This is a genomic window from Nonomuraea sp. NPDC003754, from assembly GCF_053605785.1.
In genome coordinates this window covers 23,226-37,617 of record NZ_JBSGJX010000049.1, presented here as the reverse complement: position 1 = coordinate 37,617, position 14,392 = coordinate 23,226, and the positions used below count along the sequence as shown (strand labels likewise).

The 14,392-nt window shown below is 71.6% G+C and carries 11 protein-coding genes; 9 read left to right on the top strand and 2 right to left on the bottom strand.

The window, feature by feature from the left end; all coding sequences use genetic code 11:
- The 8 genes from ACWEVS_RS39230 (at position 1) to ACWEVS_RS39195 (ending at position 11,571) form a co-directional block, all read left to right on the top strand.
- On the top strand, positions 1-1,431 hold the full coding sequence (locus ACWEVS_RS39230; RefSeq protein WP_452555895.1) for a sugar ABC transporter ATP-binding protein: 1,431 nt from the start codon (positions 1-3) through the stop codon (positions 1,429-1,431).
- On the top strand, positions 1,428-2,453 hold the full coding sequence (locus tag ACWEVS_RS39225; protein ID WP_452412648.1) for an ABC transporter permease: 1,026 nt from the start codon (positions 1,428-1,430) through the stop codon (positions 2,451-2,453). The genes ACWEVS_RS39230 and ACWEVS_RS39225 overlap by 4 nt, the downstream gene beginning before the upstream one ends.
- Positions 2,450-3,430: an ABC transporter permease gene (locus tag ACWEVS_RS39220; protein ID WP_449917156.1), complete on the top strand. Its 981-nt coding sequence runs from the start codon at positions 2,450-2,452 to the stop codon at positions 3,428-3,430. The genes ACWEVS_RS39225 and ACWEVS_RS39220 overlap by 4 nt, the downstream gene beginning before the upstream one ends.
- Positions 3,417-4,655, top strand: a complete 1,239-nt coding sequence (locus tag ACWEVS_RS39215) for a substrate-binding domain-containing protein (RefSeq protein ID WP_449917153.1) — start codon at positions 3,417-3,419, stop codon at positions 4,653-4,655. Before ACWEVS_RS39220 ends, ACWEVS_RS39215 begins: the two co-directional genes overlap by 14 nt.
- Positions 4,652-5,467 carry a sugar phosphate isomerase/epimerase family protein gene (locus tag ACWEVS_RS39210; protein ID WP_449917150.1) on the top strand — a complete coding sequence of 272 codons (816 nt, stop codon included), beginning with the start codon at positions 4,652-4,654 and terminating at the stop codon, positions 5,465-5,467. Before ACWEVS_RS39215 ends, ACWEVS_RS39210 begins: the two co-directional genes overlap by 4 nt.
- Positions 5,468-5,497: 30 nt before the next feature.
- Positions 5,498-10,066, top strand: a complete 4,569-nt coding sequence (locus ACWEVS_RS39205) for a ThuA domain-containing protein (protein ID WP_449917147.1) — start codon at positions 5,498-5,500, stop codon at positions 10,064-10,066.
- 171 nt (positions 10,067-10,237) lie between these two features.
- A complete protein-coding gene (locus ACWEVS_RS39200; protein ID WP_452555857.1) occupies positions 10,238-10,828 on the top strand; it encodes a cysteine hydrolase in 591 nt (196 codons plus the stop codon).
- Entirely contained in the window at positions 10,828-11,571 is a 744-nt protein-coding gene (locus ACWEVS_RS39195; protein WP_452555893.1) for an SDR family NAD(P)-dependent oxidoreductase, read from the top strand. Before ACWEVS_RS39200 ends, ACWEVS_RS39195 begins: the two co-directional genes overlap by 1 nt.
- A gap of 113 nt (positions 11,572-11,684) precedes the next feature.
- Here ACWEVS_RS39195 and ACWEVS_RS39190 read toward each other — a convergent pair whose 3' ends face one another.
- Positions 11,685-12,845 (bottom strand): serine hydrolase domain-containing protein, encoded by a 1,161-nt coding sequence (locus ACWEVS_RS39190; protein ID WP_452555855.1) that lies wholly within the window; start codon positions 12,843-12,845, stop codon positions 11,685-11,687.
- Between the two features lie 31 nt (positions 12,846-12,876).
- On the opposite strand from ACWEVS_RS39190, the gene ACWEVS_RS39185 reads away from it, so the two are divergent.
- Entirely contained in the window at positions 12,877-13,779 is a 903-nt protein-coding gene (locus ACWEVS_RS39185; RefSeq protein ID WP_354906813.1) for a cyclase family protein, read from the top strand.
- Here the strand turns inward: ACWEVS_RS39185 and ACWEVS_RS39180 are convergent.
- Positions 13,757-14,356 carry a TetR/AcrR family transcriptional regulator gene (locus ACWEVS_RS39180; protein WP_452555853.1) on the bottom strand — a complete coding sequence of 200 codons (600 nt, stop codon included), beginning with the start codon at positions 14,354-14,356 and terminating at the stop codon, positions 13,757-13,759. The two genes, ACWEVS_RS39185 and ACWEVS_RS39180, sit on opposite strands and share 23 nt — an antisense overlap.
- Between the last annotated feature and the right edge of the window lie 36 nt (positions 14,357-14,392).

Here is a 14,392-nt window from a genome sequence, read left to right as displayed (position 1 = left end):
ATGACCGGGATCGGCAAGAGCTTCCTCGGCGTGCGGGTGCTGTCGGAGGTGGACCTGGCGGTCGAGGCCGGACAGGTGCACGCCGTCGTCGGCGAGAACGGCGCGGGCAAGTCCACGCTCATGAAGATCCTGGCCGGGGTGCACGCGCCCGACGCGGGGACGATCACCATCGACGGGCGGCCGGTCTCCTTCAGCCACCCGCTCGACGCCCAGCGGGCCGGGGTGGCGATCATCTACCAGGAGTTCACGCTGCTGCCCGAGCGCAGCGTCGCCGAGAACGTCTTCCTCGGCAGGGAGCCGCTGCGCCGCGGCCTGGTGGACCGGGCCGCGATGGACGCCGCGACCGCCGCGCTTCTCACCGAGCTCGGCGAGGACTCCTTCGGACCCCGCGACCCGGTCAAGCGGCTCTCGGTCGCGCAGCAGCAGGTCGTGGAGATCGTCAAGGCGCTCTCGCTCGACGCGCGCATCGTGGTGATGGACGAGCCGACGGCCGCGCTCGCCGACCACGAGGTGGAGCTGCTGTACCGGCTGGTCAGGCGATTACAGCAACGCGGGATCGCGGTGCTGTACATCTCGCACCGCCTGCGCGAGGTCTTCGACCTCGCCTCCCGGGTCACGGTGCTGAAGGACGGCCGCCTCGTCACCACCGTCGCCGCCGCCGAGGTCACCGCCGACGACCTGGTCCGCCTGATGGTGGGCCGCGACCTGGGCACCTACTACCCGCCGCGCGCCGCCTCGACCGGAGAGGTGCGGCTGCGCGTCACCGGCGGCGGCAACGCCCGCTTGTCGGACATCTCGCTGGAGCTGCGGGCGGGCGAGATCGTCGGCATCGCGGGCCTGCAGGGCTCCGGCCGCTCCTCCCTGGCCAAGGCGCTGTTCGGCGCCGCCCCCTTCACCACGGGCACGATGACCCCGGTCCGGCCCCGCTCGGTCCGCGAGGCCGTCGCCGCCGGCATCGGGCTGGTCACCGAGGACCGCAAGGCCGAAGGACTGGCCCTGCGCCAGTCCGTTCGGGACAACGCGCTGCTGGTCGCGCGCGCGGTCGGCCGCCGCGGCGGCTCCGTGCGCGACCTCCTCGACCGCGTACGGCTCTCGCCGCCCCGCCCCTCGCAGGAGGTGCGCTACCTGTCGGGCGGCAACCAGCAGAAGGTCGTCCTCGCCAAGTGGATGACGCTCGCCCCCGACGTCCTGCTCTTCGACGAGCCGACCCGCGGGGTCGACGTCGGGGCCAAGGCCGCGATCCACGACCTCATGCGGGAGCTGGCCGAGGACGGGACGGCGATCATGATGATCTCCTCCGAGCTGCCGGAGCTGATCGGCATGAGCGACCGCGTCGTCGTCCTGCGCGACGGGCGCATCGCGGGCACCCTGCCGGCGGGCGCGTCGGAGGAGGCCGTCATGCGGCTGGCGGCCGGCGAGGAGGCGGCATGAACGACGCGCCCCCTTCCCGGCTCGAGGCCCCACGGGAGGCGGCCGTCCCCCGCAGGCGCGGGGCGGGCGCGGCGCGGCGCCGATGGGCGAACCTGGGCCCGACCAGGGCGGTGTTCGTCGCGCTCGCGGCCACGATCGTGATCGGCTCGATCCTCGTGGCCGCCGACGGCGGGAACCTGCTGACCATGGAGAGCGTCGTCGGCGTCCAGCAGCGCAGCGCCGCCCTCGGCATCGTGGCCGTCGGCCAGACCCTGGCCATCCTGGCGGGCTCGCTCGACCTGTCGGTCGCCTACCTCATCAGCCTGTCCTCGCTGGTCGCCGCCGAGATCATGCAGGCGGGCAGCGTCCCGGGGGGCGTCGCCGCCGTCATCGCCGTCAGCGCCCTCGTGGGCCTGGTCAACGGTGTGGTGATCACCAAGCTGAAGGTCCACGCCTTCATCGCCACCCTCGGCGTCGCCCTGATCATCAAGGGCGTCCTGGACCACCTCTACGACGGCCCCGCCGGGCGCGTCCCCGAGTCGTTCCAGCACCTCGGCTACGACCGCGTCGGCCCCGTCCCCGTCTCCGCGATGCTGTGGGCGGCCGTGGCCCTGACCGCCTGGTTCCTGCTCGCCAGGACCAGGTACGGCTACCGCGTCCACGCCGTCGGCGGCGACCCCGACGTGGCCCGCCTGTCCGGCGTCCGCACCGACCGGGTGATCATCGTGACGCACGTCCTGTGCTCGCTGTGCGCCGGCATCGCGGGCCTGCTGCTGGCCAGCCGGCTCGGCGCCGGAGTCCCCACCGTGGGCACCGACGGCGGTTACGACCTGGAGTCGATCGCCGCGGTCGTCCTCGGCGGCACGGCGCTGGCCGGCGGCAGGGGCGGCGTCGCCGGCACCGTCGGCGGCGTGCTGCTGCTGGCCGTGCTCGACAGCGTCTTCAACCAGCTCGAGGTCAACTCCTTCGTCAAGGACGTCGTGCGGGGCGTGGTCATCGTGGTGGCCGTGGCCGTCTACGCCAGGAAGAGGAGCACCTCGTGAAGCGCGCGCTCCCGATCTTCGCGGTCCTGGCCGTCCTGCTGGCGGCGATCGCGCTGGCCAACCCGTTCTTCCTCGAACCCGCCGGCTTCCTCGCCTTCGTCAAGCGGGCCGCGCCGCTGGTGATCCTGGCGGCGGGGCAGTACTTCGTGATCGTCTCGGGCGAGTTCGACCTCTCGGTCGGCTCGCTGGTCACCGTCGAGGTGGTCGTCGCCGCCCGGCTGATCGACGGGAACGAGGCGGCCACCTGGCCCGTCCTCGCCCTGGTGGTCGTCATCGGCCTGCTGGTCGGCCTGGTCAACGGGGCGGTGACGACGCTGCTGCGGGTGCCGTCGTTCATCACCACGCTCGGCATGATGCTCGTGCTGTCGGGCGCGGTGTTCCTCTGGACGGGCGGCGCGCCGCGCGGCGCGCTCTCGCAGGCCTTCAGGGTGTTCGGGCGCGACACCCTCTGGTCGGTGCTGATCCTCGCCATTGTCGGGGCCGCGGCGGTCCTGCTCATGCGCGCCGACGTCGGCCGCACGCTCATCGCGACGGGCGACAACGCCCGGACGGCCGCGCTGTCGGGTGTCAGGGTCACCAGGGTCAAGATCTTCGCCTTCGCCGTCTCGGGCCTGGCCGCCGCGGTCGCGGGCGTCCTGCTCGGCGGGTTCGCGGGCGTGTCGGCGCAGGTCGGGCAGGGCCTGGAGTTCTCCGCCATCACCGCGGTCGTCCTCGGCGGCGTGGCGCTCGGCGGCGGCAGGGGGTCGGTCGTGGCCGCCATGGCCGGGGCGTTCACCCTGGAGGCGCTGTTCACCCTGCTCAACCTGTACGGGATCTCGGGGGCCCTGGAGTTCACCGTGCAGGGCGTCATCATCATCGCCGCCGTGGCGGCGGGAGCCGTACGACTGCCCTTCTCCCTCACCTCTCGAAACACCTTCCGAAACACCCCCCGAAACACCCCCCGGAAGTTCAAAGGAGACGCCCATGTCGCGTCGTAAACCCCTCATGCTCGCGGTGACGGCGGTCGCGCTGCTCGTCGCGGGCTGCACCAGCGACAAGCCGACGGACACGGCCACCGCCGCGCGGTCGTCGGGCCCCGCCTCCTCCGCCCCGGCCGCCGAGACCACAGCCTCCGGGACCACGGCCGCGGGCACCGGCCGGCAGTCGGCGTTCTTCGTCCAGGCCGACTACGACGCACAGCTCGCCATGCGCGCCAAGACCGCGCAGGGCCCGGCGGACAAACCGTGGGAGCAGGCCATCGACCCGCAGATGGTGAGCACCACGCAGTACAAGAAGGCCGGCGGGTACCACCTGTGCTTCTCCAACGCGGCGGTCAACAACCCGTGGCGGCAGGTCGGCTGGAAGAGCATGCAGGCCGAGGTGGCGCTGCACAAGGAGATCACCACGTTCACCGCTCTCGACGCCGAGGGCAAGGACGACAAGCAGATCTCCGACATCGCCGAGCTGACCGGCAAGGGCTGTGACGCGCTGATCGTCTCGCCGAACACCACCGCCACCCTCACCCCCGCGGTCAAGGCGGCCTGCGGGAAGCTGCCGGTGATCGTCTTCGACCGGGGCGTGGAGACCGACTGCCCCGTCACCATGATCAACCCGATCGGCGGCTACGCCTTCGGCGCCGACGGCGCCGAGTTCCTCGTCGAGAAGGTCCCCGCGGGCGGGAAGATCCTCGCCCTGCGCATCCTGCCCGGCGTCGACGTGCTCGAGACCCGCTGGTCCGCCGCCAAGGTGACCTTCGACAAGAGCGCGCTGCAGGTCGTCGGCGTGGAGTTCACCGACGGCGACGCGGCCAAGACCAAGAGCATCGTCAGCGACTACCTGGCCCGCCACGGCAAGCTCGACGGGGTCTGGATGGACGCCGGCGCGACGGCCGTCGCCGCCGTCGAGGCCTTCGAGGACGCGGGCGTGCCCGTCCCCGCCATGGTCGGCGAGGACCAGCAGGACTTCCTGCAGAAGTGGAAGCAGAACAACCTGACCGCCGTCGCGCCCACCTACCCCACCTACCAGTGGCGCACGCCCGTCATCGCCGCTCTCAAGATCCTCAAGGGTGAGGAGGTGCCGAAGACCTGGAAGCTGCCCCAGCCGAAGATCACCGCTGACACGCTGGACACCTACCTGCAGCCGAACATGCCGCCGCTGCACTACGCGCTGTGCGGGTGCGAGACCCTGCCCGGCTTCCCCGAGACCTGGGGCGGCAAGAAGTGAACCTCGGGGTCAACACCTGGGTGTGGACCTCGCCGCTCACCGACCGCGACCTGGCGGCGCTCGCGCCCAAGGTCGCGGGGTGGGGGTTCGACGTCATCGAGCTGCCCGTGGAGCAGCCCGGCGACTGGGACCCCGCCAGGGCGGCCGACCTGCTCGCCGAGCTCGGCCTGGCCGCCACGGTGGTGCTGGTCATGCCGCCGGGCCGGGACCTGGTCGCCTCCGGCACGGTCAAGGAGACCCAGGACTACCTCATGCACTGCATGGACGTGGCCGAGATCGTCGGGTCTCCCGTCATCGCCGGACCCGCCTACAGCGCGGTCGGCCGTACGTGGCGGATGTCGGGGGAGGAGCGCGCGGCCGCCTACGCCGAGCTGCGCGAGAACCTCAGGCCCGTCATCGACCACAGCCCGGTACGGCTGGCCGTCGAACCGCTCAACCGCTACGAGACCAGCCTGCTCAACACCGTGGAGCAGGCGCTCGAAGCCCTGCCGGAGGGCGCCGACCTGGCGCTCGACGTCTACCACCTGAACATCGAGGAGAAGGATCCCGCCGCCGCCGTCCGCGCGGCCGCCGGCAGGATCGCGCATGTCCAGGTGTGCGGCACCGACCGGGGGACCCCCGGGCAGGACCGCTTCGACTGGCCGGGCTTCACGACGGCCCTGCGCGCGGCCTCCTACCAGGGGCCGCTCGTCATCGAGTCCTTCACCGCCCACAACCGGACGATCGCCACCGCGGCCTCCATCTGGCGGCCGCTCGCATCCAGCCAGGACGCTCTCGCCGTCGACGGGCTGGCCTTCCTCCGCACCCTCTGACTCTTCCCCTCTGTCACCGGAGTCACCGCCATGCGTCGTCTTTGCGCTGCCCTGATTCTCCCCTTCCTGCTGTTGTTACCGGGCACGGCGAACGCCACCGCCCACGAGACCTTCCGCGCGCTTCTCTTCACCAAGGCCGTCGGCTACGTCCACGGCTCCATCCCGGCCGGCATCCAGATGGTCAAGGACCTGGGCGCGGCCAACCACTTCGCGGTCGTGCAGACCGACGACTCCTCGGTGTTCAACGACACCGACCTGGCCGGCTACGACGTGCTGATCATGCTGCAGAACTCCGGCATGGTCTGGGAGAACGACGCCCAGCGCCAGGCCCTGCAGAAGTACGTCCGCTCGGGCAAGGGCGTCGTCGCCGTCCACAACGCGCTCGACATGGGCATCGAGAACGACTTCCCCTGGTGGGACGACCTGGTCAACGGCGGCGCGCACATGCCCGCCCACTCACCTGGCGTGCTGCAGGGCACGGCCAAGGTCACCGACCGGGTCCACCCGTCGACCAAGGAACTGCCCCTGCGCTGGGAGCGCCCCGAGGAGTGGTACAACTTCGCGCCCAACCCGCGCGGCAACGTGCACGTGCTGGTGTCGGCCGACGAGAAGACCTACAACCCGGGCCCCTCGGCCATGGGACCGGACCACCCCATCTCCTGGTGCCGCAACGCCGAAGGCGGCAAGGTGTGGGCGACCGCCATGGGACACGACACCGCCTCCTACACCGAGCCCGCCTTCCGCACGCACGTCCTCGGCGGGATCAACTGGGCCGCGGGCGCCGCGGCGGGTGACTGCGGCGGAACGGTGAACAGCAGCTTCGAGAAGATCACTCTCGACGACAACACCGCCGACCCCATGGAACTGGACGTGGCCGCCGACGGCCGCGTCTTCTACGTGCAGCGCAAGGGCGAGATCAAGATCTTCAAGCCCGACACGCACACCACGGTCACCGCGGCCACCCTCGACGTCTACACCGGAGGCGAGGACGGACTGGTCGGCATGGAACTCGACCCGGCCTTCGCGCAGAACGGCTGGATCTACCTCTACTACTCGCCCGCCTCCAGCGCCGAGGACGTCAACAGGCTCTCCCGCTTCACCGTGACGGGCGACAGCATCGACCTCGCGTCCGAGAAGAAGATCATCGACGTGCCCGCCTACCGGCAGCGCACCTACCCCGAGCCCGGCCACACCGGCGGCGCCGTGGAGTTCGGCCCCGACGGCACCCTCTACCTCAGCACCGGCGACGACGTGCCGCCCAACCTGTCGCCGGACTGGCAGGGCTACGCGCCCATCGACTGGCGGCCAGGCCAGCACATGCTGGACGCGGCCCGCACCGCGGGCAACACCAACGACCTGCGCGGCAAGATCCTGCGGATCAAGCCGAAGGCCGACGGCGGCTACGACATCCCCTCGGGGAACCTGTTCGCGCCCGGCACGGCCAAGACCAGGCCGGAGGTCTACGCGATGGGCTTCCGCAACCCGTTCCGCTTCACCGTCGACCAGAAGACCGGCTACGTCCACGTCTCGGACTACGGGCCGGACCGGGGCGGCCCGACCACCGACCGCGGCCCCGAAGGGCTGGTCGAGTACAACGTCATCAAGAAGGCGGGCAACTACGGCTGGCCGTTCTGCCACGGTGACAATCAGGCCTACGCCCCGTACAACCCCGACACCAAGGTCGTCGGGCCCAAGTTCGACTGCGCGAACCCGGTCAACGACTCGCCGAACAACACGGGCCTGACCGAGCTGCCCCCCATCGAGTCGCCCATCATGTGGTACGGCTACGGCACCTCGCCCTCCTTCCCCGAGCTCGGCTCCGGCGGCTCGGCCCCGATGAGCGGCCCGGTCTACCGCTACGACGCGGCCTCCACCTCCACCACGAAGTTCCCCGCCTACTTCGACGGCACGAACTTCTTCTATGAGTGGTCGCGCCACTACGTGAAGACCATCCACCTCGACGACCAGGACAAGCTCCTCAAGATCGACCCCTTCCTCGGCACGTTCGTCAAGCCCATGGACATGACCTTCGGCCGGGACGGCTCGCTGTACCTGCTGGAATGGGGCAGCTCCTTCGGTGGCGGCAACAACGACTCGGGCCTGTACCGGATCGACTACTCCGCCGGCGCCCGCGCGCCGATCGCCAAGATCACCACTTCGCGCACCGACGGCCCGGCGCCGCTCAGCGTGGAGTTCGACAGCGCGGGCAGCTTCGACCCCGACGGCGACCCGATCGAGTTCTCGTGGGACTTCGACGGCGACGGCACCTTCGACTCCACCGCGGCCAAGGCCACGCACGTCTACGAGGCCAAGGGCCAGTACACCGCGCAGCTCAAGGTCAAGGACAGCACCGGCAAGGAGGGCTTCTCCAACGTCGTCATCACGGCCGGCAACACCAAGCCGGTGGTGACCCTCGAGGCGCCGATCGACGGCAGCACGATCGAGTTCGGCCAGGACGTGCCGTACAAGATCAAGGTGACCGATCCCGAGGACGGGACGGTCGACTGCGCGAAGGTCTTCGCCAACCCCGCGCTCGGCCACGACGACCACGAGCACGAGACCGTCGAGCTCCCCGGCTGCGAGGGCACCATCTCCACCAGCGACATCGGCGGGCACCCCGCGGGCGCCAACCTCTACTACGTCATCAACGCCCACTACACCGACAAGGGAGAGCAGCCGCTCACCGGTTACGCCAAGGTCGTCCTGCAGCCGAGGCGGAAGCAGGCCGAGTACTTCAAGACCTCCTCGGGCGTCAGGGTGATCGACCAGGCGGGCGCCGAGAGCGGCAAGCGCATCGGCGACATCAGCGACAACGACTGGATCGCCTTCACCCCGCTCGACCTCAACGGCGTCACGTCCGTCTCCTTCAGGGTCTCCAGCCCGTACGGCGGAGGCATGATCGAGCTGCGCGCCGACGCCCCCAACGGCACGCTCCTGGCCACGGCCCCGGTCCAGAACACCGGCGACTGGGACGTCTACCAGATGACCAGCGCCGTCCCGGTGAAGAACGACGTGCGCACCAAGACCATCTACGCGGTGTTCAAGAACAGCCGTAACAACGGGTTCGACCTGGACGCCGTCCAGTTCGCCGGCGAGGACGCGGGCGGCGGGCTCGAGCCCGGCGTCTACACCGTCACCGCCCAGCACAGCGGCAAGAACGTCACCCCGGTGTCTCTGCTCGACGACGCCAAGATCGTGCAACTGGGCGCCACCCAGGGCGACGAGCAGAAGTGGGAGGCGATCCCCGCCACCGCGGGCGGCTACCAGCTCAAGAACGTCAAGAGCGGCAAGTGCCTGGACGTGCCGGGCGGATCGACCACCGCGGGCACCCAGCTCGTCCAGTGGACCTGCCACCCCGACGGCGCCGCCCACCAGGTCCACCAGCGCTTCTTCATCACCTCCGCCGGCGACGACCACATCGTCACGGCCGCGGCCAGCGGCCTGTGCGTCGACGTCAACGGCGTCTCCCAGGCCGACAACGCGGCGGTGATCCAGTGGACCTGCGCGAACGCCCCCAACCAGCGCTTCCGCTTCACCTCCGCCGCCGGCGCCGACCGGACGCCGCCGGTCACCACCGCCAAGGCCGCCCAGCCGAACGCGGCCGGATGGCACACCACCGCGCCCGTCGAGGTCACGCTGACGGCCACGGACGAGGCGTCGGAGGTCGCCGCCACCGAATGGCGTCTCGACGGCGGCGCCTGGACGCCCTACACCGAGCCCGTCCTGGTCAGCGGGGACGGCACCAGGAAGGTGGAGTTCCGTTCGCGTGACGCCGCGGGCAACGTGGAGGAGCCCAAGGCGCTCGACCTCAAGCTCGACGCCACCGCGCCCGTGACCACCGCCGCCTTCGCCCCGCCCAACGCCGAGGGCTGGAACGACGGCGACATCCCCGTCACGCTGTCCGCCGCCGACACCACCTCGGGGGTCTCGAAGACGGAGTACTCCCTCGACGAGGGCGCCTGGACGGCCTACGCCGGCCGGCCCGTGGTCGTCAGCGGCGACGGACCGCACGAGCTGCGCTACCGCTCGACCGACACGGCGGGCACCACCGAGCAGGAGAAGGCCGCCGTCCTGAAGATCGACGGCACCAAGCCCACGCTCATGGTCTCGGGCGTCTCCGACGGCGAGGTGTACGGCGACGCCCAGGACCTGCGCATCACCTGGCAGGCCGTCGACACCACCTCTGGCGTCAAGGCCACCACGGGCACGCTGGACGGCTCGGCCCTCACGCCCGACTCGGTGGTGCCGCTGTTCCCGCAGACGCTGGCCGCGCACACCGTCTCCGTCACGGCCGGCGACAACGCGGGCAACGCGATCACCACGAACGTCCGCTACGCGGTGACCACGTCGCTGCGGGACATGCAGAACCTCGTCGACCGCTTCAGGGCGACGAGCTGGCTGTCGGGGCCGGCGGCGCAGTCGCTCACCCGGGAGCTGACCCAGGCGCGGAAGGCGGAGGCGTCCGGCAGGGACGCCAAGGCCGTCCGGCACCTGCAGGACTTCAAGAAGCTGGTGGCGGACGTGCGGCTGGTGCCGAGGGCCGACGTCCGCCAGGTCCTGACCAGGGACGCCGACAAGGTCATCACCACGCTGGAGTGAGACACCGCACATGAAGGAGCCCCCGGACCCGGCGGTCCGGGGGCTCCTGCCACCCTGAGGTCAGGCGGCGCTCACCTTGCGCTGGAGATCCATGAGGATGCTTTATAACCCGGGCCGGGAAATGTTAACCTCCGTCTACCAAGCAAGCGCTCGATCGAGCGGAGGTGGCGGGTGGATCGCACGGCCGTCCTGGTGATGGAGATGCAGAGGGGCGTCGTCGGAGACATCGCGCGATTTCCCGACCTGGTGGCCGCGTGCGAGAAACGCGACGTCTTCCGTAACGCCGCCCACGTCCTGCGGGGCGCGCGGAACTCCGGCATCCCGGTGGTCCACTGCACGGCCGCCTTCCGTGCCGACCGGGCGGGCTCCCACGCCCGCACCACGCCCTTCCTTGCCCACCTGCTCAAGGACCCGGCCCACATGCTCGACGGCACCCCGGCCGTCGAGGTGCTGCCGGAGTTATGGGACCCCGGTGACCTGGAGAGCCGCCGCTTCCACGGGTTCTCGCCGTTCACCGGCACCAGCCTGGACATGACCCTGCGCTCGCTGGGTGTGGAGCGGGTCGTGGCCCTCGGGGTGTCCCTGAACCTCGGCATCCAGGGCCTCGCCATCGAGGCGGCCGCCCTTGGCTACCGGGTCACGGTGGTGACCGACGCCGTGGCAGGCATCCCCGAGGAGTACGCGCAGGCCGTCCTCGACCACACCATCGGCCTGCTGGCGACCAGGGTCACGGCCGCGCGCGTCTGGGAGGGCGGCCGGTGATGGAGGGCATGCGGCTGGACGGCAGGACGGCCGTGGTGACCGGGGGAGCGGGCGCGATCGGCGCCGCGATCTGCGCGGACCTGACCGCCCTCGGCGCGCGGGTGGTGGTCGCCGACGTGAACGAGGAGGGCGCGGCCGAGGTGGCGCGGTCGCTGCCCGGGGGATCCGGTACGGCCGGCCGCGTCGACCTCGCCGACCCGGATTCCATCACGGCGTTCTGCGGGTCCGCCGGGCCGGTGGACATCCTGGTCAACAACGCGGGAGTCTCCATCGTCGAGCCGTTCACCGCGGGCGATCCGGCCCACTGGGACCTGATGTGGCTGGTCAACCTGCGCGCGCCCATGCTGATGACGAAGCTGCTGCTGCCCGGCATGGTCGAGCGCGGCTGGGGGCGGCTGGTGTTCGTCTCCTCCGACGGGGCCAGGGCGGGCTCGGGCGGCGAGGGAGCCTACGCGGCGACGAAGGCGGGCCTGTTCGGGCTGGCCAAGACGCTGGCGAGGGAGGCGGCGAGGGGGCAGGTGACCTCGAACGTGGTCTGCCCGGGCCCGACGGACACCCCGATGCTGCGCAGGGTCGACGCCGAGAAGCCGGGCCTGGTCGACAGGATCGCGAAGGGGATCCCGCTGCGCAGGCTGGGCGCGCCGGGGGACGTGGCGGGCCTGGTGGCGTACCTGTGCACCGACAGGGCGGCCTACATCACCGGCCAGACGCTGTCGGTCAGCGGCGGGGTGACCATGCAGTGAGCGCCGCGCGTGTCGTCGGCCGCGGCGGTGGCGCCGCGGGTGCCGGTGAGGGTGCCGGTGAGGCTGTCAGTGAGGGCGTCGGTGGGAGCGGTGGTGGGAGCGGCGGTGGCGGCTCAGAGCGCGTCGTAGACGGCGGCGGCCAGCTCCCACGCGGGTGTGGTGGCGGCGAAGGTGGCGGACAGCATGTTCATGGTGTAGGCGATGGCCACCCCGCGCGCGGGGTCGCCGAGTCCGAGGAAGCCGCCCAGGCCGGTGTGCCCGAACGCGGTGGGGGCGAACGGGGCGAAGCTCTCGGAGGAGGTCATGAAGCCGAGCCCGAACGCGGTGCCGATGTGGAGCACCCGGTCGGGGCCCGCGACCCTGGGCCGGACGGCGTCGGCCAGCGTGTCGGGCCGCAGGATCTCGCCCGCGATCAGGGCGCGGTAGAAGCCGGACAGCGCTCTCGCGGTGCTCACCAGCCCCATGGCGGGCCAGCCCGCGCGCAGGACGGTGGGGTGGTTGGCGCCGCCCTTGAGCCGGTGCACGCCGGGGTTGCCGAGCGCCCTGTTCATGAGGCTGTACGGGTCGCGCGCCGCCCGCTCGGCGGCACTCGGCGCGGCGGCCGGACCCGCGGGCGGTACGGCCGGGCGGGGGCGCGGGGCGGCCGGGTCGGAGGGCCGGGCGGGTGGCGTGTCGGATGGAGAGGGGGCAGGGTCGCCCGCCGAGAGCCTGGCCACCGCCGGGAGGACCTCGTCGGGCGCGCCGAGCCACATGTCCAGGCCGAGCGGCCCGGCGATCTCCGCGGCGACCAGATCGGCCACCGATTTGCCCGTGACCCTGCGCACCACCTCCCCGATCAGGAACCCGTAGGTCAGCGCGTGGTAGCCGTGGGCGGTGCCCGGCTCCCACAGCGGCGACTGGCGGGCCAGCCGGGCGGCGATGGCAGCGTGGTCGCCGTACTCCTCGACCGGCACCTGCTCCTCGATGACCGGCAGCCCCGCCTGGTGGGTGAGCAGGTGCTCGACGGTGACCCCGGCGGCCGAGAATTCGGGCCAGATCTCCTTCACCGGCGTGGAGAGGGCGAGCTGTCCCCGTTCGACCAGCAGCAGGGTGACCGTCGCCGTGATCGCCTTGGTGCAGGAGTAGGTCAGCACGGGCGTGTCCGCGGCCCACGGGCGCCCGGTACGGCGGTCGGCGACGCCGCCCCACAGGTCGGCCACCAGTTCCCCGTCCACGTGGACGGCGAACGCCGCGCCGAGCTCGGTGTGGCGCGCGAAAACCTCGTCAAGCCGCATGGACACCCTCCGGAAGAAAGGAAGCGCTTGCTTGGTTACCGAGCCTAACAACTGGGGCCGCTTCGGCCCAGACGACCAGCGCGGCACGCTCAACCTGCTCACGCCTGAGGTCGTGCTGCGCGCGCTGGCCAGTGCCACGACCGGCAGGGTGCTCAGCCTGTCGATGCCGATCAGGGGCGCCACGTCGTCGCCCGCCCCGACCACCGTCCCCCACCTGCGCGGCCGACCGCTGCCCCAGCACTTCATGTCGGTCGACGGCGGCGACTACGCGGCCGGCGCCCGGGGGATCGGCGCGGGCCTGCGCGTGGCCGACGACGCGCTGGTCGTCACCCCCCACGGCACCACGACGCACATGGACGCCCTCTGCCACATGTGGGAGGGCGAGGAGCTCTACAACGGCCATCCCGCGGCGCGGGTCCGTTCCTACGGCGCGACCCGCTGCGGCATCGAGCACGCAGGGGGCGTCGTGGCGCGCGGGATCCTCTTCGACGTCCCCGGCCACCTCGGCATGCCGCACCTGCCCGCCCACTTCAGGATCGAGCCGGCGCTGCTTGAGGAGATCCACGCGGACGTCCGGCCGGGCGACGTGGCCGTGATCCGTACGGGCTGGCCGCTGACCTGGCCGGACACCTACTGGACCGGGCAGCCGGGGCTGTCGCCGGAGGCGGGCCGCTGGCTGGCCGCGCGCGACGTCGCGGCGGTCGCCGGCGACAACGCCGCCATCGGAGGGTTGAACGCCCGCCAGCTCGCCGACGAGGGCCCGGCCGACGACCTGCACCTGATCCTGCTCCACCGCCATGGCATCCACCTGGTCGAGATGCTGTGGCTGGAGGAGCTGGCCGCGGCCGGGCCCGCCGAGTTCGTCTTCGTGGCCGCGCCGCTCAAGATCGAGGGGGGAACCGGCAGCCCGGTCAACCCGCTGGCGATCCTGTGAGGCCGAGGACGCGCAGCGCCTGCGTCGCGGTGTCGCGCAGCCGGGCCGGATCGGTCGCCCCCTTGCCGACCAGCCGCAGCCCCTGCAGCACGGTCAGCAGGAACCGGGCGAGCGCCCGGGGGTCCTGGCTGTCGTCCAGCTCGCCCCGCTCGCGGGCCCTGGTCAGCGCGGCGGCGAGGGTGGCCTCGACGAAGTCCCAGTTGGCCGCCACCCGCCGCGCCAGCTCCTCGTCGTGCGGGGCCAGCTCGACCGCGGTGTTGACGACCAGGCAGCCGCGGTGGTCGGTGTCGTGCGCGGCCTCGTCGGCGAACCTCAGGACCAGATCCCGTACGGCGGGCAGTACCGGCCCCGGCCCCGACAGCAGACCCTCGAAGTCGACGCCCTGCTCGAGATAGCGGTCGTAGGCGCGCAGGTAGAGCTCCCGCTTGCCGCCGAAGGTCGCGTAGATGCTCGCCCTGCCGATGCCGAGGTGCTCGACCAGGTCGGACATGGAGGTGGCCTCGTAGCCCCGCCGCCAGAACAGCTCCATGGCCTTCTGCAGCGCCTCGTCGGGATCGAACTCCTTCGTCCTGGCCATGCGCCCGACGCTAGATCTTTCTGGAACGGTCTGTCA